25 protein-coding genes and 1 pseudogene are annotated in these 22,978 nt (G+C 67.4%); 15 read left to right on the top strand and 11 right to left on the bottom strand.

The features are described 5' to 3' along the window. Positions 1-45 precede the first annotated feature (45 nt). Both ACNA7R_RS12595 and ACNA7R_RS12590 read right to left on the bottom strand, forming a co-directional pair. Positions 46-297 carry a hypothetical protein gene (locus ACNA7R_RS12595; protein ID WP_416283913.1) on the bottom strand — a complete coding sequence of 84 codons (252 nt, stop codon included), beginning with the start codon at positions 295-297 and terminating at the stop codon, positions 46-48. Positions 298-474: 177 nt separating this feature from the next. After that, a complete protein-coding gene (locus ACNA7R_RS12590) occupies positions 475-1,026 on the bottom strand; it encodes a carboxymuconolactone decarboxylase family protein (RefSeq protein ID WP_416283912.1) in 552 nt (183 codons plus the stop codon). A 162-nt stretch (positions 1,027-1,188) separates the two neighbouring features. Here ACNA7R_RS12590 and ACNA7R_RS12585 point away from each other — a divergent pair, with 162 nt between their 5' ends. Beyond that, entirely contained in the window at positions 1,189-1,449 is a 261-nt protein-coding gene (locus tag ACNA7R_RS12585; protein ID WP_416283911.1) for a transcriptional regulator, read from the top strand. 21 nt (positions 1,450-1,470) lie between these two features. On the opposite strand, the gene ACNA7R_RS12580 is transcribed toward ACNA7R_RS12585, so the two are convergent. After that, complete coding sequence (locus tag ACNA7R_RS12580; protein ID WP_416283910.1) at positions 1,471-2,076, bottom strand: hypothetical protein; 606 nt, start codon at positions 2,074-2,076, stop codon at positions 1,471-1,473. Between the two features lies 1 nt (position 2,077). Continuing rightward, complete coding sequence (thsA, locus tag ACNA7R_RS12575) at positions 2,078-3,760, bottom strand: thermosome subunit alpha (RefSeq protein WP_416283909.1); 1,683 nt, start codon at positions 3,758-3,760, stop codon at positions 2,078-2,080. Between the two features lie 165 nt (positions 3,761-3,925). Between thsA and fmdA the strand changes: the two genes are divergently transcribed. Beyond that, positions 3,926-5,185, top strand: a complete 1,260-nt coding sequence (gene fmdA / locus ACNA7R_RS12570; RefSeq protein WP_416283908.1) for a formamidase — start codon at positions 3,926-3,928, stop codon at positions 5,183-5,185. 351 nt (positions 5,186-5,536) lie between these two features. Here the strand turns inward: fmdA and ACNA7R_RS12565 are convergent, their stop codons facing one another. The 4 genes from ACNA7R_RS12565 to ACNA7R_RS12550 all read right to left on the bottom strand — a co-directional run bounded on the left by ACNA7R_RS12565 (position 5,537) and on the right by ACNA7R_RS12550 (position 9,832). Next, positions 5,537-6,778, bottom strand: coding sequence for an aminotransferase class V-fold PLP-dependent enzyme (locus tag ACNA7R_RS12565; RefSeq protein WP_416283907.1), 1,242 nt, complete (start codon positions 6,776-6,778; stop codon positions 5,537-5,539). A 280-nt stretch (positions 6,779-7,058) separates the two neighbouring features. Further along, a complete protein-coding gene (locus ACNA7R_RS12560) occupies positions 7,059-7,349 on the bottom strand; it encodes a DUF424 domain-containing protein (protein ID WP_416283906.1) in 291 nt (96 codons plus the stop codon). Between the two features lie 3 nt (positions 7,350-7,352). Further along, complete coding sequence (locus ACNA7R_RS12555; protein WP_416283905.1) at positions 7,353-8,210, bottom strand: tetratricopeptide repeat protein; 858 nt, start codon at positions 8,208-8,210, stop codon at positions 7,353-7,355. 206 nt (positions 8,211-8,416) lie between these two features. Further along, positions 8,417-9,832, bottom strand: a complete 1,416-nt coding sequence (locus ACNA7R_RS12550; RefSeq protein WP_416283904.1) for an FAD-dependent oxidoreductase — start codon at positions 9,830-9,832, stop codon at positions 8,417-8,419. Positions 9,833-9,936: 104 nt separating this feature from the next. On the opposite strand from ACNA7R_RS12550, the gene thpR reads away from it, so the two are divergent. The 4 genes from thpR to ACNA7R_RS12530 all read left to right on the top strand — a co-directional run bounded on the left by thpR (position 9,937) and on the right by ACNA7R_RS12530 (position 11,672). Beyond that, positions 9,937-10,494, top strand: coding sequence for an RNA 2',3'-cyclic phosphodiesterase (thpR, locus tag ACNA7R_RS12545; protein ID WP_416283903.1), 558 nt, complete (start codon positions 9,937-9,939; stop codon positions 10,492-10,494). Positions 10,495-10,570: 76 nt separating this feature from the next. Beyond that, on the top strand, positions 10,571-10,723 hold the full coding sequence (locus ACNA7R_RS12540) for a 50S ribosomal protein L39e (RefSeq protein ID WP_416283902.1): 153 nt from the start codon (positions 10,571-10,573) through the stop codon (positions 10,721-10,723). A 2-nt stretch (positions 10,724-10,725) separates the two neighbouring features. Then, positions 10,726-11,004, top strand: coding sequence for a 50S ribosomal protein L31e (locus tag ACNA7R_RS12535; RefSeq protein WP_416283901.1), 279 nt, complete (start codon positions 10,726-10,728; stop codon positions 11,002-11,004). Between the two features lie 2 nt (positions 11,005-11,006). Beyond that, positions 11,007-11,672 carry a translation initiation factor IF-6 gene (locus ACNA7R_RS12530; protein ID WP_416283900.1) on the top strand — a complete coding sequence of 222 codons (666 nt, stop codon included), beginning with the start codon at positions 11,007-11,009 and terminating at the stop codon, positions 11,670-11,672. Positions 11,673-11,678: 6 nt separating this feature from the next. Here the strand turns inward: ACNA7R_RS12530 and ACNA7R_RS12525 are convergent, their stop codons facing one another. Further along, entirely contained in the window at positions 11,679-11,975 is a 297-nt protein-coding gene (locus ACNA7R_RS12525) for a hypothetical protein (RefSeq protein WP_416283899.1), read from the bottom strand. Positions 11,976-12,015: 40 nt separating this feature from the next. Then, on the bottom strand, positions 12,016-12,330 hold the full coding sequence (locus tag ACNA7R_RS12520) for an ASCH domain-containing protein (protein ID WP_416283898.1): 315 nt from the start codon (positions 12,328-12,330) through the stop codon (positions 12,016-12,018). A 110-nt stretch (positions 12,331-12,440) separates the two neighbouring features. On the opposite strand from ACNA7R_RS12520, the gene ACNA7R_RS12515 reads away from it, so the two are divergent. From ACNA7R_RS12515 to ACNA7R_RS12480, 8 genes are all read left to right on the top strand, one after another. Continuing rightward, a complete protein-coding gene (locus ACNA7R_RS12515; protein WP_416283897.1) occupies positions 12,441-13,376 on the top strand; it encodes a DUF6159 family protein in 936 nt (311 codons plus the stop codon). A gap of 126 nt (positions 13,377-13,502) precedes the next feature. After that, entirely contained in the window at positions 13,503-13,952 is a 450-nt protein-coding gene (gene pfdA, locus ACNA7R_RS12510; protein WP_416283896.1) for a prefoldin subunit alpha, read from the top strand. 17 nt (positions 13,953-13,969) lie between these two features. Beyond that, positions 13,970-15,487 (top strand): signal recognition particle-docking protein FtsY, encoded by a 1,518-nt coding sequence (gene ftsY / locus ACNA7R_RS12505; protein WP_416283895.1) that lies wholly within the window; start codon positions 13,970-13,972, stop codon positions 15,485-15,487. A gap of 91 nt (positions 15,488-15,578) precedes the next feature. After that, positions 15,579-16,334 (top strand): NmrA/HSCARG family protein, encoded by a 756-nt coding sequence (locus ACNA7R_RS12500; protein ID WP_416283894.1) that lies wholly within the window; start codon positions 15,579-15,581, stop codon positions 16,332-16,334. A gap of 314 nt (positions 16,335-16,648) precedes the next feature. Next, a complete protein-coding gene (locus ACNA7R_RS12495) occupies positions 16,649-18,334 on the top strand; it encodes a nitrite/sulfite reductase (protein ID WP_416283893.1) in 1,686 nt (561 codons plus the stop codon). Further along, the gene (locus tag ACNA7R_RS12490; protein ID WP_416283892.1) at positions 18,324-19,952 is read left to right on the top strand and encodes a Coenzyme F420 hydrogenase/dehydrogenase, beta subunit C-terminal domain; all 1,629 of its coding nucleotides are present in this window, start codon (positions 18,324-18,326) and stop codon (positions 19,950-19,952) included. Before ACNA7R_RS12495 ends, ACNA7R_RS12490 begins: the two co-directional genes overlap by 11 nt. Positions 19,953-20,138: 186 nt before the next feature. Further along, the gene (locus ACNA7R_RS12485) at positions 20,139-21,350 is read left to right on the top strand and encodes a DUF418 domain-containing protein (protein ID WP_416283891.1); all 1,212 of its coding nucleotides are present in this window, start codon (positions 20,139-20,141) and stop codon (positions 21,348-21,350) included. Positions 21,351-21,405: 55 nt separating this feature from the next. Then, a complete protein-coding gene (locus ACNA7R_RS12480) occupies positions 21,406-22,014 on the top strand; it encodes a GNAT family N-acetyltransferase (protein ID WP_416283890.1) in 609 nt (202 codons plus the stop codon). Here the strand turns inward: ACNA7R_RS12480 and ACNA7R_RS12475 are convergent. Beyond that, positions 22,015-22,620, bottom strand: a pseudogene (locus tag ACNA7R_RS12475) (HAD family hydrolase); the annotation flags it as partial. A 110-nt stretch (positions 22,621-22,730) separates the two neighbouring features. Between ACNA7R_RS12475 and ACNA7R_RS12470 the strand changes: the two are divergent. After that, the coding region (locus ACNA7R_RS12470) for a thiamine phosphate synthase (RefSeq protein WP_416283889.1) at positions 22,731-22,978 on the top strand (248 nt) is incomplete at its 3' end.

The following is a 22,978-nucleotide window of genomic DNA, read 5'->3' as shown; positions in this document are numbered from 1 at the left end:
GGCCCGTCCACACGACCGTCACCTCGGTCAGCCGGTACGACGGCCCTACCGGGACTTCTCCACCGAGAGTCGGGCTCGCCAGCCGTCTCCCTCGACCTCGTTCTCCCCGATTCGTTCGCCGTCGAGCCCCTCGAGGTAGCCGGCCGCCTGCTCGAGCGTGAGCCCGCGAAACCGTCGCACGAGTCGAAGCTCCCCGTCCTCGAGCGAGCGCTCGAGCGGCGGGATCGCCTCCAGCGTCACCTGCTGTTTTCGCATTCGCGGTGTGAGCGTGGCCCCTGCCACTGTGAGATCCCTCACCGTACTACTCGGTCGCTCGCGAGCATAACCGCTCGTTTCGGTCGAACGGAGTGTCTGCGATGCGTTGTGGTGTTTCGAGGTGAGGGTCCGCGACCGCCATCTGCGAGCGGCACTCCTTCTGCCGTGGTCTGCCCGGTCCCGACTGGAATCCCGCGGCTTCGGCCGCGGGGGGTCGGACTACGACGTTTTCGGCCGCGGGTTCTCGAGAGGGTAGTCGACGTCGTCGGGGTACGCGCTCTCGTCGGTCGGCTGGAGCTCGAGAGCGATACAGAACCGGTCGAGCCCGACCTCTAAACTGGCGAACAGCAGGAGTTCGACGACCTCCTGCTCGGTGAACGCCTCGCCCAGTTCCGCGAAGAAGTCGTCGGAGAGCCTGTGTGGATCGGTCGAAAGCGCCTCAGCGAGCGAGACGGCGAGGTACTCCCGTCGAGAGAGCTCGTTCTCGTCGACGTCGCCGAAGACGGCGTCCTCCTTCGGCGCGACCTCCTCGCGCACGTCCAGGGTCCGAACCGTCGCGCAGTAGGCACACTGGTGGGTTTCGGCGACCTTGATCCGCATCAGCTCCAGCAGCGCCGTGTCGACGTTCGCTCCCCGCCCGAACGACTCGAACGCCGCCACGATGTGCTCGAACAGCTCCGGGCAGTGGGCCATCGCGCCGAAGAACGCGCTGTCGCCGTACCAGCCGGTTTCGGCCTCCTCGAGCAGCTCTCGGGTTTGCCGATCGTTCACGTCCTCTGGTTCTCGCGGTTCCGGTCGTGGTGGCATGGCCGACAGTTCCTCTCATGGCATGTTATATCTTGGCGTAGAGTCGCTCACCGGTACTCGGTCGAGCCGGCCGCGAACGGCGACTTGCATCAAAAGCTAAGGCGGTAGCGCCGGTTTCGTCTACCGATGACGCCCTCGACGTCCGACAGTTCGACCGACGACGCGCTCGCGCCGGCGGAGATCACCGACCGTCTCGACGGGCTGGAGGTCGGCGACACCGTGACGGTGAACGACCGCGAGCTGATCTACGAGGTGGTCGAGACGGACGCCTACTCCGTCGTCGTGGCGGGTCCGAACGGCCACCGGGTGACGATCTCCCAGAACCTCCAATCGGGCGGCTGGACGATCAATGAGCCCGTCTTCGACGTCGAGTCGCTCGAGGAGTAGTCAGAGGCGCAGAAGTCCGTCTCACTCCCGCTCGAGGAAGAGCCGGAACTCCAGTTCGTTCTTGTCGTCGCCGACGACGTCCGTGTACTCCTTCTGGAACGGCCTCGAGAGGCTCGTCCCGTCGGTTACAGCGGGCTCGCAGAGCCGATCAGCGAGCCGCTGGACGGCGTTGGCGCGCTCGCCCGGCGACCGGAGGACGATCCCGTCGTACTCCTCGAGCGGAACCCTCTCGAGCCGTCCGAGGACCCTCTCGAGTTCCGCCGGCTCGCCGACGGCGACGCTCGCGAACCGCTTCGAGCCGTGAGTCAGCGCCCGCACGCCGTCGCTCCCTCCCGTTCCCTCGGTCGCGCGTTCCACGGCGGCCGGTCGAATCCGTTCGGCCCGCTCGATCGCGTTCGCCCGCCACGCGCTCTCGGGCGCGTCGGGTTCGACTTGCACCGCGTAGGCCTCGCCGTCGAACTCGAGCAGCCCGTAGGCGACGGCCAACTCGAGCAGTCGCTGGGACGGCGCGCCGGCCAGCTCCCGCCTCGCCCGGGTTTCCGTGAACGGCTCAGTCCCGTACCGCTCGGCGGCCGCGGCGTAGAGTTCGAGGGAGTCCTCGAGTCGGGGGAGTTCGGTTCCCGTCATCTCAGTGCCCCATCGAGTGGCCGACGGCCCAGGGGTATCCCTCGGTGCTCCGAACTAGCCCGTCGGGGCCGTGATCGTGGTCGTGATCGTGACCCGACGCCTCGCCTCGCGGGCTCATCGGGACGTTGTCGTCGATGCGGACGATCATGCTCGCGGCCTCCCCCGCGCTGGCGATCGCCTGGCGCTTGACGTACAGCGGCTCGAGCACGCCGGCCTCGGCGGCGTCGACGACCGAACCAGTCTCGAGATCCAGTCCGGCGGTGTGGTCGCCGTCGTGGTGGGCGTTCCGTAGCGCCAGCAGGGCGTCTGTCGGACCGACTCCGCTGGTTTCGGCCAGCGTCCGCGGGATCGCCTCGAGGGCGTCGGCGAACGCCTCGACGGCGAACTGCTCGGTTCCCGACCGGCCGGCCGCCATCGATCGGAGCTCGCGGGCGAGCGCCGCCTCGGTCGCACCCCCACCGGGGACGATCGCCTCGTCCTCGATCGCGAGCTTCAGCGCGTAGAAGCAGGTGTCGAGCATCCGCTTGGTCTCGTCGGCGACGTGCTGGGTTCCGCCCCTGAACACGACCGACACCTGCTCGAGTTCCTCGAGCCCCGAGACGACCGTCACGTCGGTCGGGCCGACCGACCGCCGTTCGACGGTCGCGGCGGTTCCGGTCGTCGCCCGCGTCAGGCTCTCCACGGGAACGGGTTTGCCGCCGGTCGCACGGGCCAGTCTGTGGAGTTCGTCCCGCTGCGTCCGTTCGATTGGGAGGATCCCCCGCTCGGCGAGCAGGTAGCGGACGGGGTCGTCGATCGACTGCTGGCAGAAGACCACGTCGGTACCGACCCCGGCGATCGTGTCCGCGTAGTCCTCGTACACGTCCCGTTCGTACTCCCTAAGCGCCTCGTACTCCTCGACCGTCTCGAGGTCGACGCTCCCGACGCCCCGGGCCGTGTCGATCGACAGCTCCTCGTCGACGAGCGCGACCGTGGCGTCCCGGTAGCGGTTCGGAAGTGTCGCGTCGGGCGAGACGACGTCCGTCGAGGACTCCCGCATATCGATGACGACTCCCTCGATCACCGCCGAGTCGTAGAACGAACCCCCAGGGATCGTCTTCCTGGTGAGGCGCTCGAACGCGACGCGGTCGTCGCGCTCGATCGCCCGCACGGCCTCGACGGCCTGGTCGGCGAGAAAGTCGGTTCCCGACTCGTCCCACTTGCCGGTCACGACCGTTCGCGCGATATCGCGCAGTCGCTCGTCGTCCGCGAGGTCGACCGGGACGGTCAGCTCCGCGAGGCGCTCGACCGCGTGCGAGACGGCGAGGTGGTACCCCTCCGTGATCTTCGCCGGCGGAACCCCCTTCTCGAGCAGCGACTCGGCCTCGCCGAGCAGTTCGCCGGCGAGCACGACCGCGGTCGTCGTCCCGTCGCCGACGGCGGCGTCCTGTCCCTCGGCGACCTCGAGGACGAGGTTGGCGACCGGGTGAGAGAGCTTCATCCGCGCGAGGATGCTCGCGCCGTCGTTCGTGATCGCCACCTTCCCGTCGTCGGTCACGAGCATCTTGTCGAGCCCGTTCGGCCCGAGCGTGGTCCGGACCGTCTCCGCGAGACGTTTCCCGGCCTCGAAGTTCCTCGCTCGACTCGGAACGTCGTCGGTGTCGCCGGCCTCGAGCCGATCGTGTACTGCGTTACTCCCCGACATATCGTATTCGCTCGTGGATACCGAACGGATCGTGATAAAGGGACCCGCACCCGTTCCGGATCGCCGCAATCGCGGCGGCGAAGCCCGGCACCGTCGGTGGTTCCGGAACTATCAGCGACGCTGAATCAGCTATAACTGCGACCGAGCTAATAGTGAACGTGAGCCATGCCGGAAACCGTCTTCGAGGTCGATACCGAATCGCCGCCCGACGAACAGCCCGATCCGATCGTCAACCGCTGGCATCCCGACGTACCGCCGGTGTCGTCGATTGAACCTGGCGAGAAGGTACGGATCGAGTGTCTCGACTGGACGGGGGGACAGGTCGAGAACGACGACAGCGCAAACGACATCCGCGACATGGAGCTGGATCCGAACCACCACCTGAGCGGGCCCTTCGAGGTGAAGGGGGCCGAGCCGGGCGACATGCTCGTCGTCGACATCCTCGATCTGGGGGCCTTCCCCGACCACGAGTGGGGGTTCAACGCGATCTTCGACCAGGAGAACGGCGGCGGCTTCCTGACCGACCACTTCCCGGAGGCCCGCAAGAGCATCTGGGAACTCGACGGCGTCATGGCCAGCACGCGCCACATCGAGGACGTCCGGTTCCCCGGCTGTGCCCACCCCGGAATCCTCGGGACGGCGCCCTCCCACGAACTGCTCGAGGAGTGGAACGAGCGCGAGCGCGCGCTCATCGAGCGGGGCCCCGACGACGCGACCGCGGTCAACCACGAGACTGGCGAGGAGGAACCGCCGCTTGCACTTCCGCCCGAACCCAACGACGTTCTGTTGGGCGACATGGACGACGACCAGGTCGACGACGCGGCGGAGGAGGCCGCGCGAACGATCCCGCCCCGCGAGAACGCGGGCAACTGCGACATCAAGAACCTCGGTCGCGGCTCGCGAGTCTACCTCCCCGTCTTCGTCGAGGGAGCGAACTTCATCACCGGCGACCTGCACTTCTCGCAGGGCGACGGCGAGATCACGTTCTGCGGGGCGATCGAGTTCCCCGGCTGGATCGACCTGCGGGTCGACGTCATCAAGGACGGGATGGAGAAGATGGGGACCGACTACGCCATGTTCAAACCCGGCTACATGGATCCGGACTTCTCGAACTACGTCGTCTTCGAGGGCTACTCCGTCGACGAGGACGGCACCCAGCACTACAAGAACGCCAATATCGGGATGCGACGGGCCTGTCTCGACGCCATCGACTACATGACGAACTTCGGCTACACCGCCGAGCAGGCCTACATGCTGCTGAGTACCGCTCCCGTCGAGAGCCGGATCGCGGGTATCGTCGACCTGCCCAACACCTGCGTCACGGTGTCGGTCCCACAGGAAATCTTCGAGTTCGACGTCGACCCCGATCGGCTGGCCGACGGCGGCCCCGACGAGAGCCGCGGCGACGTCGCGAAGACGTCGTAGCCGCACCGTCTTCGGGGCTCGAGCGATTCCGACGGAGAACTGGCGAGGTGTCACCCGTTAGTCGCGCGCTCGAGTCTCGGACCTCGTCCGGCGGCGACGATTGAAGTACCCCTCATTTAAACGAAGGACACGTGCAGCCAAAGATCCGTGACCGCTCCGACGGACGTACCGAACGGCCGGCGGCGATCGACGCACCTTCCGTGACACCGGACCCAGTGTGAGTCGATCACGCCGGCTCCGACGACTTCAGTCGTCGTGTTACCAGAGTTGCGGGTCGGGTTCTCTGCCCTACTCGCTTTCCGGTGTGCGGAGAACTGTTCTGTCGTCTCGAGACGTCATCGAACCGTTCGCCTACGCGAACAGCTGCCGCGCGTCGTCGAGCGCGGCGACCAGCTTGTCGACCTCCTCGCGGGTGTTGTAGACGTAAAACGAGGCTCGAGTCGACGCCGGGACGCCCAGCTTGTCGTGGAGCGGCTGGGTACAGTGGTCGCCGGCCCGAACCGCGATCGTGTGGTCGTTCATGATCGAGGTCAGGTCGTGGGCGTGGACGCCCTCGAGGTTGAAACTGACGAGCCCGCCCCGGTCGGCGCCGGGTTCGGGGCCGTAGATCTCGACGTCGCCCTCGTCCTCGAGCTGGTCGTAGGCGTAGCGCGCGAGCTCCTGTTCGTGATCCCGAATGCGGTCCATGCCGATCTCCTCGAGCCAGTCGACGGCGGCGTGGAGGCCGACGGCCTCGGCGATCGGGGGCGTTCCGGGCTCGAACTTCCAGGGGAGGTCGCCCCACGTGGATTCCTCGAAGGTGACCTTCCGGATCATCCCGCCGCCGTAGAGGTAGGGCTCCATCGCCTCCAGTAGTTCTTTCTTGCCGTAGAGGACGCCGATCCCGGTGGGGCCGGCCATCTTGTGGCCCGAGAAGGCGTAGAAGTCGGCGTCGATCTCCGTGACGTCGACGGGCTGGTTCGGGACCGCCTGGGCACCGTCGATAAAGGAGAGGGCGTCGTGTTCGTGAGCGAGGGCGGTCAGTTCGGCGACGGGGTTGATCGTCCCGAGCGTGTTCGAGACGTGGACCGCCGAGACGATGGCGGTGTCGTCGGTGAGCAGCTCGCGGGCGTGGTCCATGTCGAGGCGGCCGTTCTCGTCGACCCGGATGTACTCGACGCTGGCGCCGGTTCGCTTGGCGATCTGTTGCCAGGTCACCAGCGAGGCGTGGTGTTCCATCTCGGTGAGGACGACCTCGTCGCCGGGCTCGAGTTCGTTCAGTCCCCACGAGTAGGCGAGCAGGTTCTCGCTCTCGGTCGTGTTCTTCGTGAAGATGACCTCCTCGCGCCCGTCGGCGCCGATGAACTCCGCGACGCGGTCGTGGGCGCTCTCGTAGGCCTCGGAGGCCTCCTGGCTCAGGTGGTGGATCCCCCGGTGGACGTTCGCGTTGGACTCGCGGTAGTAGTCGCTCATCGCGTCGACGACCGGATCCGGGGTCTGGGTCGTCGCCGCGTTGTCGAGGTAGACGACCTGCTGGCCGTCGAACTCCCGCTGGAGGATGGGGAACTCGTCGCGGATGGCCTCGACGTCGATTGCGAGGTTCTGGTGACTCATTGAATGAGAGGTGGGCTCCCAGACAAAACACTCCTTCGGTCCGAGCGAACGGCGCGGCCGCTCGTCGGGGAGTTTCTGGAAAGGGGAAGGGTGGGTGGGTGGTGTGTCACGACAGGGGGTGTCGAACAACTCTGGTGTGGTGGGTGGTGGTGGGGCCCTGTCGTACTACACCGTAGCCCCGCTGTGTAAATACCGTTGACTCCAACATAGTTTGGTATCGCTCGGATCCGGACTTACATCAATCGACGCTCGTCCGATATCTCGACGCCGGCGAGCGTCCCTACATCCACAACAGCTGGGCGTGTTTGGTGTCGCCGACCTCGAGGACGTTCGCCTCGTTGACGAACCCCTCCTCGATCGCGAGGTCGACGGCCCGGGCGCCGACGATGTTGGCGACGCTCGCCCGCGCGAGGCTGTCGACGACCGCCGCCTCGTCGACGGGTTCGCCGCCGTAGAACTTCTCGGTGACCTCGAGGGTGACGCCGTCGCCCTCGAAGCGCTCGCCGAGGACGTCCGCGTCACAGACGGCGACGAGCAGTCCCTCCGGCGTCTCGCGTTCGTTGACGATCATACCTCACTCGAGTTGCCACTCGTCGTCGGATTCGGGCTCGGACGCTCGCCCGGGATCCGTGATCTCGACGTCCTCGCGGTTCGGGGGACGGCCGCCGCCCGCCTGCTGGCCGGCCATCTCCTCGCGTTCCTCCATCACGCGCTGTTCGGCCCGCTCGCGCATCGCGTTCGCCTCCTCGGCGATCTCCTCGGCCTCGTCGTACTCGCCGAGTTCCTCGAGAATTTCGGCCTTTTCCTCCAGCACCTGGGAGTTGCGCATCCCCAGTCGGATCGCGTTGTCGACGCAGTGAAGCGCCTCCTCGGCCAGCCCTCGCTCCGAGAGGAAGAAGGCGCGGTTGAACCAGCCCTCGGCGAAGCGCTCGTCGATCTCGACGGCCCGTTCGGCGTGTTCTAAGGCCTGGGCGGTCTCGCCGAACTCCCAGAGGGCGTAGGCGAGGTTCGTCTCGGCGGTGGCGGCGTGCTCGCTCTCCGAGTCGATCTGTAGCGCCTCGCGGTAGGCGCCGATCGCCTCGTCGTACTCCTCGAGTTCGGCGTGGGCGACGCCCTTGTTCGTCCAGGCCTCCTGCTCGAGCAGGTCGTCCCCGGCGAAGCTCGCGGTTCGCTCGAACGCCTCGGTAGCCTGCTCGAAGCGGTTGATCTGCATGTAGTTCAGCCCGACGTCGAGCAGTTCGCTCGCGTCGACCTCCTCGCTGTCGATGTTGTGGCGGTCCAGGGTGTCGGTGACGACCCGGGAGTCGACGGGGTCGACCTTCGAGGGGTCGACGCCCAGCTCCGGCGGATCCAGATCGAACTCGTCGTAGTCGTCTCCGAACCCTTCCCCTTCGGAGAAGGGATGGTCGGAGTCGCCCTCTCGGTCGGTCATTAGTGGAAAGTGGTCGCGACGACTGTTAAGGGCTGCGACCTGGCGATATCTGTCGTCCGGACCGATACCGCCGACGGGATCGGAAACACCACGAAAGCCCCTGCCTGCTCGACTCCCAGGGTTCGTCGAGCACGCAGCCCCTTTCGTGGTGTTCTCAACAGGTACCGTCTTCGTATCGGCTGGCTCTGTAGCACTTTCAGATCGCGTTATCGCAACTTCCCCGAGAGCACCTTCGCCGCGACGAGGATCGGGTCCCACGTCGTGTTGAACGGCGGGGCGTACGCCAGGTCGTAGTTCTCGAGGTCCCCGACCGCGGCGCCCTCGTGGAGCGCCGCGACGACGGCGTGGCTCCGGTGGACCGCGCCCTCGCCGTACTCGCTGACGAGACTCGCTCCGAGCACCCGCCCGGTGTCGCGGTCGGCGGTCAGCGTGACGGTGACGGTGCCGTCCTCGGGGTAGTAGCCCGCCCGCGAGTTCGCGTCGATCGTCTCGCTGACGGGGTCGAAGCCAGCGTCGCGGGCCTCCTCGTGGTCGAGGATACCCGCTCGGGCGGCCTCGACGTCGAAGGCCTTGATCGCCGCCGTCCCCGCGATGGCCCCGCCCGTCGTCGGCTGCCCCGCGACGGTCTGACCGACCGCACGGCCGTGACGGTTCGCGGTCAGCGCCAGCGGGACGTACGCCGGCTCGCCGGTGACGGTGTGGATCGCCTCCGCGCAGTCGCCAGCGGCGTATACGTCGTCGGCGCTCGTCTCCCGATACGGGTCGGTCGCAATCGCGCCCGTCTCGCCGAGTTCGATCCCCGCGTCCTCGGCCAGTTCCGTTCGCGGACGAACCCCCGTCCCGAGCAGCGCCATCTCCACCTCGATCCGTTCGCCGGCGGCGACGACCCCCTCGACCGCGTCCCCGCCCTCGAGCCTCTCGACTTCGCTGCCGAGGTGAACGCGGACGTCTTGCTCGCGGAGGTGGTCGGCGACGGCCTCGCTGGTCGCCTCGCCGAACGCCGGCAGCAGGCGCTCGCCGCGCTGGAAGAGGTTGACCTCGAACCCGTTCGCCGCCAGCGCCTCGGCCATCTCGATGCCGACGTACCCTCCGCCGACGACGGCGACCGGACCGGTGCAGTCCTCGAGGTACTGACAGGCCGGCCCCCGGTCGGGCTGCTGGAACGTCTCCTCTTCGCGGGCTCTGGCGACGTACTCCCGGAGCTCCTTCCCGTCGCTCATCGAGCCCAGCGTGTAGACGCCCTCGAGGTCGGTGCCGTCGACCGGGGGTTCGGTCGCCGCGGCGCCGGTCGCGAGCAGCAGGGAGTCGTACGACTGCTCGACGGTGCCGTCCTCGCTCTCGGCGGTCACCGTCCGGTCGTCGGGATCGATCGCGACGACCTCGTGGCCCGTCCGCAGGTCGATATCCCGATCCTCGCGGAACTCCTCGGGCGTGACGGAGACCAGATCCTCGAGCGACTGGATCTCCCCCTTGACGTAGTAGGGCAGCCCACAGGCGCCGTAGGAGACCCACTCGCCCTTCTCGAAGACGACGACCTCGAGGTCGGGGTCGTCTCGTTTGGCCTTGCTCGCGGCTGACATACCGGCGGCGTCGCCGCCGACGACGACGAAGGTGTCTGACATAGCCGCCCGTTCGGCCCGCAGCCGCTTAAGGAGGGGTCACTCCGCTGCCGCTCTCGACCTCGAGCACCGTCACCGTTGAGTACGATCCCGTCCAAGGGACGCGTATGCGACTGTTCGTCAGCGTCGATCTCCCGGCCGACCTCACGGAACCGGTCGACGACCTCCAGGCGGAGTTCGCGGAGGCGAGCGGGCTGAACGTCACCGATCCAGAGCAGGCCCACCTCACGCTGAAGTTCCTCGGGGAGGTCGACGAGGACCGCGTGCCGACGCTCTCGAGGGAGTTGCGGGCCGCCGTCGACGAAGCCGCAGTCTCTCCGTTCACCGTCCGGTTCGACGGACTCGGCGTCTTTCCCGACCTCGAGTACATCAGCGTCGTCTGGCTCGGCACCGAGGCGGGCGGAGCCGAACTCACCCGCCTCCACGAGGCCGTCGAGGAGCGAACGACAGCGATGGGGTTCGAGGAAGAATCGCACGACTTCACGCCCCACGTTACCCTCGCGCGGATGGAACACGCCGGCGGCAAGGAGCTGGTCCAGGAACTCGTCCGCGAGCGCGAGCCGACAGTCGGCGAGATGCGCGTCGACGAGATCCGCCTCACCGAGAGCACGCTGACCGAGGACGGCCCCGAGTACGCGACCGTCGAGCGGTTCCCGCTCGAGTAGACCGCGGAGAGCCGTACCCGCGAGGCCTCGCAAGATGGACAACATTTTAAGCCACGGCGGGCTACGTCCGGCTACTATGGGTAAGAAATCGAAGGGCAAGAAGAAGCGACTTGCCAAACTCGAAAACCAGAACAGCCGCGTGCCGGTCTGGGTCATGATGAAGACCGACATGGAAGTCACCCGAAACCCGAAGCGACGCAACTGGCGGCGCAACAACACTGACGAGTAACAATGAGTGCAAGCGATTTCGAGGAGCGGGTCGTCACCGTCCCGCTCCGTGACGTCAAGAAGGGCGCCAACCACGAGGCCGCCGACCTCGCGATGCGACTGGTCCGCGAGCACCTCGCGAAACACTTCGCGGTCGACGAGGACGCCATCCGACTGGACCCCTCGATCAACGAGACGATCTGGTCGCGCGGTCGATCGAACCCGCCACGGAAGCTCCGCGTTCGCGCGGCTCGCTTCGACGAGGAGGGTGAGGCCGTCGTCGAGGCCGAGGTCGCCGACTAAACTTGCAACGTCTCGCCTTCGCCGGGTCGGCCTACGTCGGCGTCTTCGCCCGCGCGACCGACTCGTGCGTGCTCGTCCGGCCGGACGTCGACGACGACACCGTCGCCGACCTGACAGACGAACTCGAGGTGCCCGCCGTCCAGACGACCGTCGGCGGCTCCTCGACGGTCGGCGCCCTCGCGACGGGCAACGAGAACGGGCTGCTCGTCAGCTCCCGCGTGCTCGAGTACGAACGCGAGCGCCTCGAGGAGGAGGTCGACCTCCCGGTCGCCGAACTCCCGGGGAACGTCAACGCCGCCGGTAACGTCGTGCTCGCGAACGACAACGGCGCGTACGTCCACCCCGACCTGACCCGGGAGGCGATCCAGGTGGTCAAGGACACCCTCGAGGTCCCCGTCGAACGGGGCGACCTCGCGGGCGTCCGCACGGTCGGCACGGCCGCCGTCGCGACGAACAGGGGCGTGCTCTGCCATCCGAAGGCGACCGACGAGGAACTCGACGCTCTCGAGGACGCCCTCGACGTCCGGGCCGACGTCGGCACCGTCAACTACGGCGCGCCGCTGGTCGGCTCGGGACTGCTCGCCAACGATTCGGGATACGTCGTTGGCGAGGAGACGACCGGTCCGGAACTCGGCCGGATCGAGGACGCGCTGGGCTATCTCGACTGACGTCCGCTATTTTACTTCCTCGTGCCATCGATATATCCGCCCTGTCAGCGCGAGCGCCACGATACCGCCGACTGCGACGGCGCCGCCGAGCAGCCACTGTCCGGTAAAGATCACGAGCAACGGCCCGACGCTGATCGCCAGCAGCCCAACGTGGGCGAAAAAGAGCGCGCCCACGAACGCGAGCAGCGTCTCCCGGGACAGCTCGCCGAACGCCTCCTGTAGCTCCTCGCTCCCGTCGTCGCTCGAGTCGCCCTCGAACGGCGACAGGTCGTCCTCCTCGAGCGCCTCGAGCGGGTTGATCACGGGACGTGGGCCGATAGCCGCACGCGCGGGGCGGCGTCGCTCATTCGACCGGCTCGAACCGGTGGCGAACGACCTCGCTGTCGTCGTTCCACTCGAAGTCGTCGTGGGCGCGCTCGAGCAGCCGCTCGTAGGCCTCGAGGTCGTCCATCCCCTCCGCGCGGGCGTCCTCGTCGGTGAGGTCGCCGAGCGTCCGCTCGGTCACGTCCACCACCTCGAACGTCGTCCCCTCGATGGTGAACGTGTCGCCCTCCTCGGCGTACTGATGGCCGCGGTGGATCTGGGTCACCTCGCCCTCGAGGACCTGGCCCTGCATTCGTTCGCTCGGCAGCAACTCGGCCGGATCGTGCTCGGTCATGGCCGGCCGTACGCGGGCTCGAGGGAAACCGTTTGGCCCAACACAGTCATCAACGGGTAGAACTGTTCACCTCAAGAACTATATCCCGTCCCGAACGATCGTTCAGCATAATGTTCGGTTCGCTGCTCGGACGGATCCGGACCGGTCTTCGGGTCGCGAAGGCGTCGTTCGGCGTCCTCCGGCGGGAGTACTGGTTGCTCGTCTTTCCGGTGCTGTACGGGATCGCCTGGCTGGCGGGCGTGATCGGTCTGCTCGCCGGAATCCTCGTCGCTCTCGTCGGCGCCGGCTACGGGTTGGCGACCGTCGACCAGGTCGCGACCATCTCGGAGGGACAGGCCGAGACGGCCGTCACCGTGCTCCTGGTGGCCGCCTCGGTCCTGTTCATGTTCGTCGCGACCGCGGCTGCGACGTTTTTCAGCGCGGCGCTCGTCCACTCGGTCGGCTTGCTGTTCGCGGGCGAGCCGACGAGCCTCCGGGACGGGCTCGCGGGTGCCTGGGAGGCCAGGCGGACGATCCTCGCCTGGGGCGCCGCTGGTCTGGTCTTCCGGGCTCTCGAGAGCCGGGAGGGAACCGCTGCTCGTCTCGCCCGCTCGGTAGCCGGCTTCGCGTGGTTCGCGATGACGTTCTTCATCGTTCCCGTGATCGTCTTCCGGGACGGCGGCGTCCGGGAGTCGATGCACAACAGCGTCGAACTCTTCCGGGACACCTGGGGCGAGGCGGGCGGGACGACGCTTGGCATCGGGCTCGTGATCCTCCCGCTCGCGGCGCTCGTCGGCGGGCTCGGGATCGCCCTTCCGCTGTTCGCGCTCGAGGCTCCGGGTTCGGTCCTCCAGTACACGCTCGTCCCGACGCTGCTCGCCATCGCCGCGTTACTGGTCGTCCACAACGCGGCGACGGCGGTCGCGAAGACGGCGCTGTACGAGTACGCGACCGACAGCGAGCTCCCGCCGGAGTTCGACGGGATCGACCCCGATAGGCTCGTCAGATCCAAGCGATCCGTCTCGCCGACGACGAGTTCGACCGGTCGCGAGCCAGGTCAGATCTAGCGCCGACGGTTCGCCCGCAGACGCCCCCGACCCGGCGTTAGTCCGTGATTTCTGGAGGAGAGTGCTTTCGGTGACTGACTCCGATGGAAGGGAAGATTCTTCCGACTGCCTGCCGCAAGGACGGGTATGGGACAACAGCAACTTCAGCAGCTCTCGCAGGAACTTCAGGAGATCGAAGAACAGATCGAGGCGCTCCAGGGCAACGTCCAGGAGCTCCAGCAGGAGAAACACGACGTCGACGAGGCCATCGAGGCGCTGGACACCCTCGAGAGTGACTCGACGGTACAGGTGCCCCTCGGTGGCGGCGCCTACCTGCGGGCGACGATCGAGGACATCGACGAAGTGATCGTCGATCTGGGCGCCGACTACGCCGCGGAGTTCGAGGAGGACGGCGCCGTCGACGCCCTCGAGAACCGCAAGGACCGCCTCGACGACCAGATCGAGGACGTCAACGAGGAGATCACGGAGCTCGAGGCCGAGAGCAGCGAGCTCGAGCAGCAGGCCCAGCAGATGCAACAGCAGGCGATGCAACAGCAGATGCAGCAGATGGGACAGGGACAGGGCCCGGACGAGTAACGTAAGGGGTCACACCCATGTTCGACAACCTGAAGGAGAAACTCGGGAGCTTCCGCGAGGACGCCGAGGAGGCCGCCGAAGAGAACGTCGAGGCGGTCGACGAGGAGTCGGCCGAGGCGCTCGCGGAGGAGCCGGCCGACGAACCCGGCGCCGAGGCGGCCGATCTCGAGGAGACGCCGACCGAACCCGACGAACCGGAGCCGGCGTCCGAACCGGCCGCACCCGATACCACCGACGAACCGGTCGCCGAGAGCGACGTCGCCGCCGATCGCGACCGCGAGGCCGAGACGGCTCGCGGAGCGGCGTCGCCGACCGAGCCGGCGGAGAACGCGGGGCCGGCACCCGCATCCGAACTCGAGCGCGAGCCGGCCGGTGCCGGATCCGAACTCGAGGAACCGGACGACTCGCTCGAGGCGGGGACGGACGTCGTGCCGGAGACGGACGTCGAGAGCGTCGAGGCGGGCGCCCCGGCGACAGTCGAGGAGAGCGACACGGTCTCGACCGACGACGGGGACGCCGACGATGCGGCGCCACCTGCCCCCGAAGCCGAGCCCGAACTCGACGCGGACGCCGACGAAACTGCGGCCGAGGTCGAGGACGGAGTCGAAGCCGAGAGCGAAACCGTGGACGACGACGATAGCGGCACCGGCTTCGGCGCCAAGGCCCGATCGCTCGTCAAGGGGAAGTTCGTCATCGAGGAGGAGGACCTCGAGGAGCCGCTGCACGAACTCGAGATGGCCCTGCTCACGAGCGACGTCGAGATGGGCGTCGCCGAGGAGATCTGTGACAACGTCCGCGACGAACTGGTCGGCGAGACCCGGACGTTCACGACCTCGACCGGCGAGGTCGTCGAGGAGGCGCTTCGGGACGCAATCTACGACGTGATCAGCGTCGGCCAGTTCGACTTCGACGAGCGCATCGCCGTCGAGGACAAACCCGCCGTCCTGCTGTTTACCGGCGTCAACGGCGTCGGCAAGACGACGACGATCGCCAAGCTGAGCCGCTACCTCGAGCAGCGGGGGTATTCGACGGTGCTCGCCAACGGCGACACCTACCGCGCCGGTGCGAACCAGCAGATCCAGCAACACGCCGACGCGCTGGACACGAAGTGCATCAGCCACGAGCAGGGCGGCGACCCCGCCGCCGTGCTGTACGACGCCGTGGAGTACGCCGAGGCTCACGACGTCGATGTCGTGCTGGCCGACACGGCCGGCCGACTCCACACCGACGAGGGCCTGATGGACCAGCTCGAGAAGATCGACCGGGTCGTCGGTCCGGATCTGACGCTGTTCGTCGACGAGGCCGTCGCCGGCCAGGACGCCGTCAACCGGGCTCGCGAGTTCAACGAGGCCGCCGCGATCGACGGCGCGATCCTCTCGAAGGCCGACGCCGACTCCAACGGCGGTGCGGCGATTTCGATCGCCCACGTCACCGGCAAACCCATTCTGTTCCTCGGGGTCGGCCAGGAGTACGACGACTTAGAGCGGTTCGACCCCGACGAGATGGTCGAACGCCTGCTCGCCGACGAGGAGTAGCGCACCCCTCGTCGTCCGGCCTGTCTTCGTTCCGACCTGTCGGGAAACGCCGTGTGAGGTTCTTGCGTTCTCCGGTGGAACGACGAGTGCTATGGATAGAGACTCCGTCCTCGTCGTGGGTTCGACCGGGACGCAGGGCGGCGCCGTCGCCCGACACCTGCTCGAGCGAGAGGTCGACGTGCTGGCGCTGACTCGAGATCACAACAGCGAGCGGGCACACGCCCTCGCCGAGCACGGTGCGGAGGTCGTCGAGGCAGACATCGGCGAGCGGAACTCGATCGAACCGCTCGTCGAGCAGGCCGACGGGGTGTTCCTGATGACGAACTTCTGGGAACACGGGTTCGACGACGAGGTCGACCAGGGACGGAACGTCGTCGAACTCGCCGCCGACATCGGTACCGATCACCTCGTGTTCTCGTCGGTCGGCGGCGCCGACCGCGAGACCGGGATCCCCCACTTCGACTCCAAGTGGGAGATCGAGGACGGGACGCTCGCGATGGGGCTCGAGCCACACGTCCCGCTCCAGGTGCTGGATATCGAGGATCTGGGCGCCTTCGTCGCCGAGGTTTTCGCCGAGCCGGACCGGTACACCGGCGAGGCGTTCGAACTCGCGAGCGACGAACTCCCACTGCGGGCGATGGCCGTTCGCTTCGCCGACGCACTCGGATTCGACGTCCGCGCGCGTCACCTCTCGATCGAGGACGTCCGCGAGGGACAGGGCGAGGAGTTCGCCGCGATGTTCGAGTGGTTCAACGAGGCGGGGTACGAGTCGCCGATCGACGAACTGCAGGCCGACCACGACGTCGACTTCAACCGGCTCGAGGAGTACCTCGAGCGAACGTGGTAGCGCGAGCAACTCGAGGAGCCGGTCGTTTTCCCGCCCGAATACGCTCGCTCGCTGTGTCGCCCTATTAGGCAACTATTGCCGGCTCGTGGACGCGCCGAGCGGTCGGCCGGCCGTTTTCGACCGCCGCAGGATCGATCCCTTCCCGGGTCGACGCCAATACTGGCAAGTGTTACCTCGTCACGCTAGCCTCGACAGAGTTCGCCCGTTTGCGGAGCCGTATACGTGCGGACGCGCACTACGTGGTAATAGATGACTTATCATGACCGTTCGTCCGCCTGCTCGAGCCGATTTGACTCCGGCCGTCGGTGGTTCCGATGAACACGACCGAGCGGTACAAACAGGAGAAACACCCGCTCGAGGTCGTCGACGACGTCTACGACTACGCCGCGGACGGACTGACGTTCGAGGAGATCGCCGAGCGCGGCGGCGACGGCGAGTGGGAGCGCCTGAAGTGGGCCGGGATGTACGCCCAGAAGCAGTCGGGCTACTTCATGATCCGGACGAAAGTTCCGGGCGGCCACCTCACGCCCGAGCAGGCCGAAGTGATCGGCGAGTGCGCTACCGATTACGCCGTCGCGCCCGAGGAGTACGGCGGCGCGGAGCAGAACGAACTCTGGGGCGACGCCTACCTCGACATCACGACCCGACAGGACGTCCAGAAACACTGGATTCGCGTCGAGGATGTGCCCGAGCTGTGGGAGCGCTACGACGAGGTCGGCCTGACGACGATTCAGGGCTGTGGCGACTCCGCCCGGAACGTCCTCGGGTGCCCGGCGGCCGGGATCGGCAACCACGAGTGTTTCGACGCCCAGCCGGTCGTCGACGCCGTTTCCGACTTTTTTACGGGGAACCGCGAGTACGCTAACCTGCCGCGGAAGTTCAAGCTCACGATCACGGGCTGTGCTCACGACTGCGCCCAGTCACAGATCAACGACGTCGGCCTCGTTCCCGCAAGGAAGGAACTGGGCGGCGAACGGCTCTACGGTTTCCACGCCCGCGTCGGCGGGGGGCTCTCCGACGGGCCGCGAATGGCCTCCGAACTCGACGTCTTCGTTCGCCCCGAGGACGCCGTCGAGTTCTGCCGCGCGATCGCACAGACGTTCAAGGAACTCGGCGACCGCACCAACCGCGGCGTCTGTCGGATGCGCTATCTCGTCGAACAGCTCGGTCCCGCGAAATTCGAGGAGGCCGTTCGCGACCGCTGTACCGTCGATCTTCCGACCGGTGGTGAGAACCTGACCATCGGTTACCAGGGCGACCACGTCGGCGTCCGCGAGCAGAAACAGGACGGCCTGTACTACGTCGGCTTCAACGTCGTCGCCGGCCGGATGGGCGGCGACGAGTTCGCCGAGGCCGCCCGCGCGGCGAGGACGTACGGCACCGAGAACGCCTCGGTTCGCCTGGCGACCGATCAGAACTTCCTGATCACGCACGTTCCCGAGGAGCGCGTCGACGACCTGCTCGCGGAGCCGTTCGCCGAGGCGTACCAGCCGGATCCCGGCGCGTTCTCGAGAGGTGCCGTCGGCTGTACGGGCACCGAGTTCTGTAACTACGCGATTATCGAGACCAAAAAACGGACCAAGCGCTGGGCTCGCGAACTCGACGAGCGCATCGACGTCCCCGACGATATCGAAGCGATCCGGATGCACATGTCCGGCTGCTCGGCCTCCTGTGCCCAGCCCCAGATCGCCGACATCGGGTTCCGCGGGGAGACGGTCAAACTGGATACCGACGACGAATCCGACATCGTCGAGGGAATGGACTTCGGGCTCGGCGGTTCGCTGGGTTCGGACAACGAGTTCCTGGACTGGATCGAACACGCAGTGCCGGCGGACGCCGTGATCCCGGCGCTCGAGCAGCTGTTCGACGCCTACGCGACCGATCGCGAGGACGGCGAACGGTTCTACGAGTGGTGTCGTCGCGTCGACAACGACCGTCTGCGGACGATCATGCAGGGGGCCGAGGCGCCGGTTGCCGGAGGTGTGGCGCATGGGGATTGAGGGTGAGGACGAACGTAGTGAGTCCTCGGAAAAGCGCTACGTGAGCCGCGACGAACGCGCGTTCCCGGGCGTCCCCCAGTCGAAAACCGACGACGACGCCGTTATCGTTCCCGAGGCCGAGGGTTCCGCGCCTCGGTCCCGAAGCGGGAGTGACCGCGCCCGCGACGACGCGCTCGAGGTCGACGCCGGCGGGAGCTGCGGTCCCGACGACTGCACCTGCGGCGAGAGGGCCGAAACCGATCCCGACGGTCGGTCGGTCGCCACCGACGGCGCGGGGGTGAGCAACGTCGACGAGAACGGCAGTCTGGGGGACCTCGAGTTCACCGAACCCGCCGCGGACGTCAGCCAGGACGTCGATAACGGCGAGCCGGACGTCCGCGTCGGCGTCCCCGAGGGGGTCGACCTCGACACCCCGACGTACTCCATTCGCTCCGAGATGAACGACATCGAGACGCCCGACGAGAAGACCTGGTTCATGGAGCTCGACGAGGCGGTCATCGACGACGGGCGGTGCATCCAGTGTGGCACCTGCGTCGCCGCCTGCCCCTCGGACTCGATCGGCGTCGGCGACGACGACCTGCCCGAACTCGTCAAGATGTGTACGGGCTGTTCGCTGTGCTGGGACTTCTGTCCCCGCGGCGGACTTCGCTACGAGCGCCAGTGGAAGATCACCGGGGGCGAGGACAACGTCAAGGGTGCCGGCGATCCGATCACGGAGTTCTCCGCGAAAGTCGAGGACGACTGGACCGACAACGCCCAGGACGGTGGCGTCGTCACCGGCATGCTGGCGAGCCTGCTCGAGGCCGGCGAGATCGACGGCGCCCTGATCGCGACCGAGAGCGAGGACGAACCCTGGAAGGCCGAGAGCTTCCTCGCGACCACCGAGGAAGAATTGATCGAGAACGCGGGGACGGTGTACAACCAGACGCTCGCGCTCGGCAACCTCGACCTGAAACGGTGGGAGCACAAGCTCCCGGACAAAAGCTGGGACGAACTCAGTCTCGCCCTGGTCGGCACGCCCTGCGAGATCGAGGGCATCCGCGCCCTGCAGGACTTCGAGTGGGACTATCAGGCCCACGACGAGGGGATCGGCGCCGTCGAGTACACGATCGCGCTGATGTGTACGAAGAACTTCAACTACTACAGCCTCATGGGCGAACAGCTCGAGGATCAGCGGGGAATCTCGCCCGACGAGATCGGCAAGATGGACGTCCTCCACGGGAAGCTGATGGTCTACGATCACGACGGCGAGATGGTCCTCGAGGAGGACATCGAGAACTTCCACGACGCCGCCCTGAAGGGCTGTGACGAGTGTGCCGACTTCACCGGGTTCTGTGCCGACGTCACCGTCGGTTCCGTGGGTTCGTCCGACGAGTACTCGAGCGTCATCCTCCGAACCGAACAGGGCGTCACGGCCTGGGAGCACACCGAGCCGAAACTCGACTACCACGACTTGGAGGACAAGTCGGCGGTCGGCAAGCTTCAGGGCTGGGACAAGAAAAAAGCCTTCGAGAGCCTCGAGCGGCCGTTCGATCCCGACGCGCCCCGCTTTATCGACTACACGGACCACGCCGAGAACTACGGGACGGCGACGAACCCCCACGACGAGGGCCACTGATACGGATTGTTGTAGCGTGTTACCGGTGATCGCTCAGGCGGGGACAGCGATCACCGGTACCGAACGACAACGGTCCGTATGAACTCGCCTCGACTCCCACGTATTTTGTACCGTCCGCCCGGAGAGGTGAGCGATGAGCGACCACGGCCGTCAGCCAGCAACCGACCTCCGCCCGGCGCTCCGTCGATGACCGACGACGACGGCCCGACCGACCCGTCGGATCGCATCGTCGCCCTCGACGCGCTCCGCGGGTTCGCGCTGCTTGGCATCCTGATCATCAACATCCGGATCTTCGCGATGCCCGAGGCGACGCTGTCGAACCCGACGGCGTACGGCGACTTTTCGGGCTCGAACTACTGGGCCTGGTTCGCCGGCCACGTCCTCGCCGAACAGAAGTTCATCACGCTGTTTACGATCCTGTTCGGCGGCGGGGTCGTCCTGTTTACGCGCAACGCCGAGCGACGCGGCGACCCGGTCTCTGAGCTGTACACCCGCCGGTTCGGCTGGCTCGTCGCCATCGGCCTCGCCCACGCGTACCTGCTGTGGTACGGCGACATCCTCGTCGCGTACGGGCTCTGTGCGTTCGGGGTCGTCGTCATCCGAGATCTGCCCGCGCGGACCCTCGCCGTCGCCGGGGTCGGCCTGGTGGCGATCCCCTCGCTCACGGAAATCGCGGGCGCGCTCACGATGGATCCGGCGGCGATCGCCGGCACCTGGCAGCCCCCCGAGTCCGCGCTTCGGGCCGAGATCGAAACGTACCGCGGCGGCTGGGTCGAGCAGCTCGAGCACCGGGTTCCGACGTCGTTCGAGCGCCAGACCGTCGGCTTTCTGGGCTACACCGCCTGGCGAGTCGCCGGAGCCATGCTGCTCGGGATGGCGCTGTTCAAGTGGGGCGTGCTAACCAACGAGCGGTCGTCGCGGTTCTATCGGCGCCTGATCGCGGTCGGCGCCGTTGGCGGGCTGGCCGCGATCCTCGTCGGCGTCTGGTACATCGAGGCCAACGACTGGGCGCCCGGAGCGGCGCTGTTCTGGCGCCAGTTCAACTACTGGGGGAGCTTCCTCCTCGCCGGCGCGTACCTCGGTGCGGTGATGCTGTACTGTCGGTGGCGACCAACGGGAATCCTAACCCGGGCGCTTGCGGCCGTCGGGCGGACCGCCTTCACCAACTATCTCCTCCAGACGGTGCTGGCCACGTCGATCTTCTACGGCCACGGGCTCGGCCTGTTCGGGCAGCTGAGCCGGGTCGAACTGCTCGGCGTCGTCGCGGCTATCTGGGTGGTCCAGATCCTCCTCTCGGTGCTCTGGCTGCACTACTTCCGGTTCGGGCCGATCGAGTGGCTCTGGCGGACGCTCACCTACCGGTCGCGACAGCCGCTTCGACGCGACCGGGCCGAGTGAGGTCGACCGCACCGCGCTTCGGCGAGCTTATTTTTCGCTGGCCGAACCGCCGAGTATGGAACCGCAGCCCCGAATTCGCGTCGCGACGCCCGAGGACGCGCCCGCCGTTCGCGAGATCTACGCGCCCTTCTGCGAGTCGACCGCGGTGACCTTCGAGGAGACCCCGCCGACCGAGACCGAGCTGGCCGAGCGGATCACCTCGACGCTCGAGGACCACCCCTGGCTCGTCTGCGAGCGAGCGGACGAGGTGGTCGGCTACGCCTACGCCGGCCCCCTCCGCAAGCGCCGGGCCTACCAGTGGGTCGTCGAACTCTCGGTGTACGTCGCCGACAGCGCGCGACGGTCTGGCGTCGGCGAGGCGCTGTACGAGGCGCTGTTCGCCGTCCTCGAGCGTCAGGGAGTCTGCGACGCCTACGCCGTGACGACGCTGCCGAACCAGGCGACCGTCGGCTTCCACGAGCGGCTGGGGTTCGAACGGGTCGCCGAGTTCCCCGCGATGGGGTACGTCGAGGACGAGTGGCACGACGTCGCCTGGTGGCGTCGCTCGCTCGGGGCGAAACCCGCGGAGCCGGAGCCGATCCGCCCGTTCCCGTCCGTGCGGGAGGACGACGACTTCGAGGAGCGGCTCGCGGTCGGCGAGCGGCGACTCGAGGGCGAGGGGTAGTCAGCCCCCCAGGACGTCGGCCAGCTTGTCCAGTCCGTCGACGACGACGTCGGGATCGGGACCGAACGGCTCCGCGGGATCGCCCTTTCGACCGAGCCAGGCGCTGCCCATTCCGGCGTGAACCGCTCCCTGGACGTCGAACCACAGCGCCGACACGTGGGCGATCTCTCCGATCGATGTCCCGGTCCGCCCTGCGGCGTGGCGGTAGAGTTCGGGTGCGGGTTTGAACGTCTCGAGTTCGCTGGCGCTGATCGTCCCCTCGAGCAGGTCGCCGATCGCGGCACCTTCGACCATCGAGTCGAGCATCTCGGGGGTGCCGTTCGAGAGGACGTAGCAGTCGTACCCGGCCTCCCGGAGCCGTTCGACGCTCCCCCGGACGTCGTCGAACACCTCGAGGTCGTGGTAGACCGACAGGATCTCCTCGCGCTCCTCGGGATCGCAGTCGACGCCGTGGGCCGCGAGGGCGTACTCCAGCGCGTCGCGGTTGATCCCGTAGAAGTCGTCGGCGGCGTCGAGATGATTCGCGACGAGGGTGTACTGCATCGAGCGCTCGCGCCAGGTCCGCGAGATCGGTCCGAGATCGTCGACGGCCGCGTGCGCCTCGAGGGGTTCCCGTCGTCGGCTCCACCTCCCGTTCGGGCCCGCCGATCCGTTCGTCCGAGCGGCGCCTGCGGGAACCGTCGGCTCTTTGCCCCGTACGCGCACAGTCTCACACTATGGCACCGACGAACTGGGGAACGTACCTCGTCACACAGGCGTCGATCTCCGAGGGTCGGTCGACCCCCGAGATCGTCCGCGCAGCTATCGACGGCGGCATCGACGCCGTCCAGCTCCGGGAGAAAGGAGAGAGCGCGCGCTCGCGGTACGAGCTGGGCCTCGAGCTGCGCGAGCTGACCGCCGAGGCCGGCGTCGACTTGCTCGTCAACGACCGCGTCGACGTCGCCGAGGCGATCGGCGCCGACGG

Origin of the sequence: Natronococcus sp., assembly GCF_047921035.1 — an archaeon.
Lineage (GTDB): Archaea > Halobacteriota > Halobacteria > Halobacteriales > Natrialbaceae > Natronococcus.
Note: the sequence above shows the minus strand (reverse complement) of the source record. Positions and strands in the feature narration are given on the sequence as shown.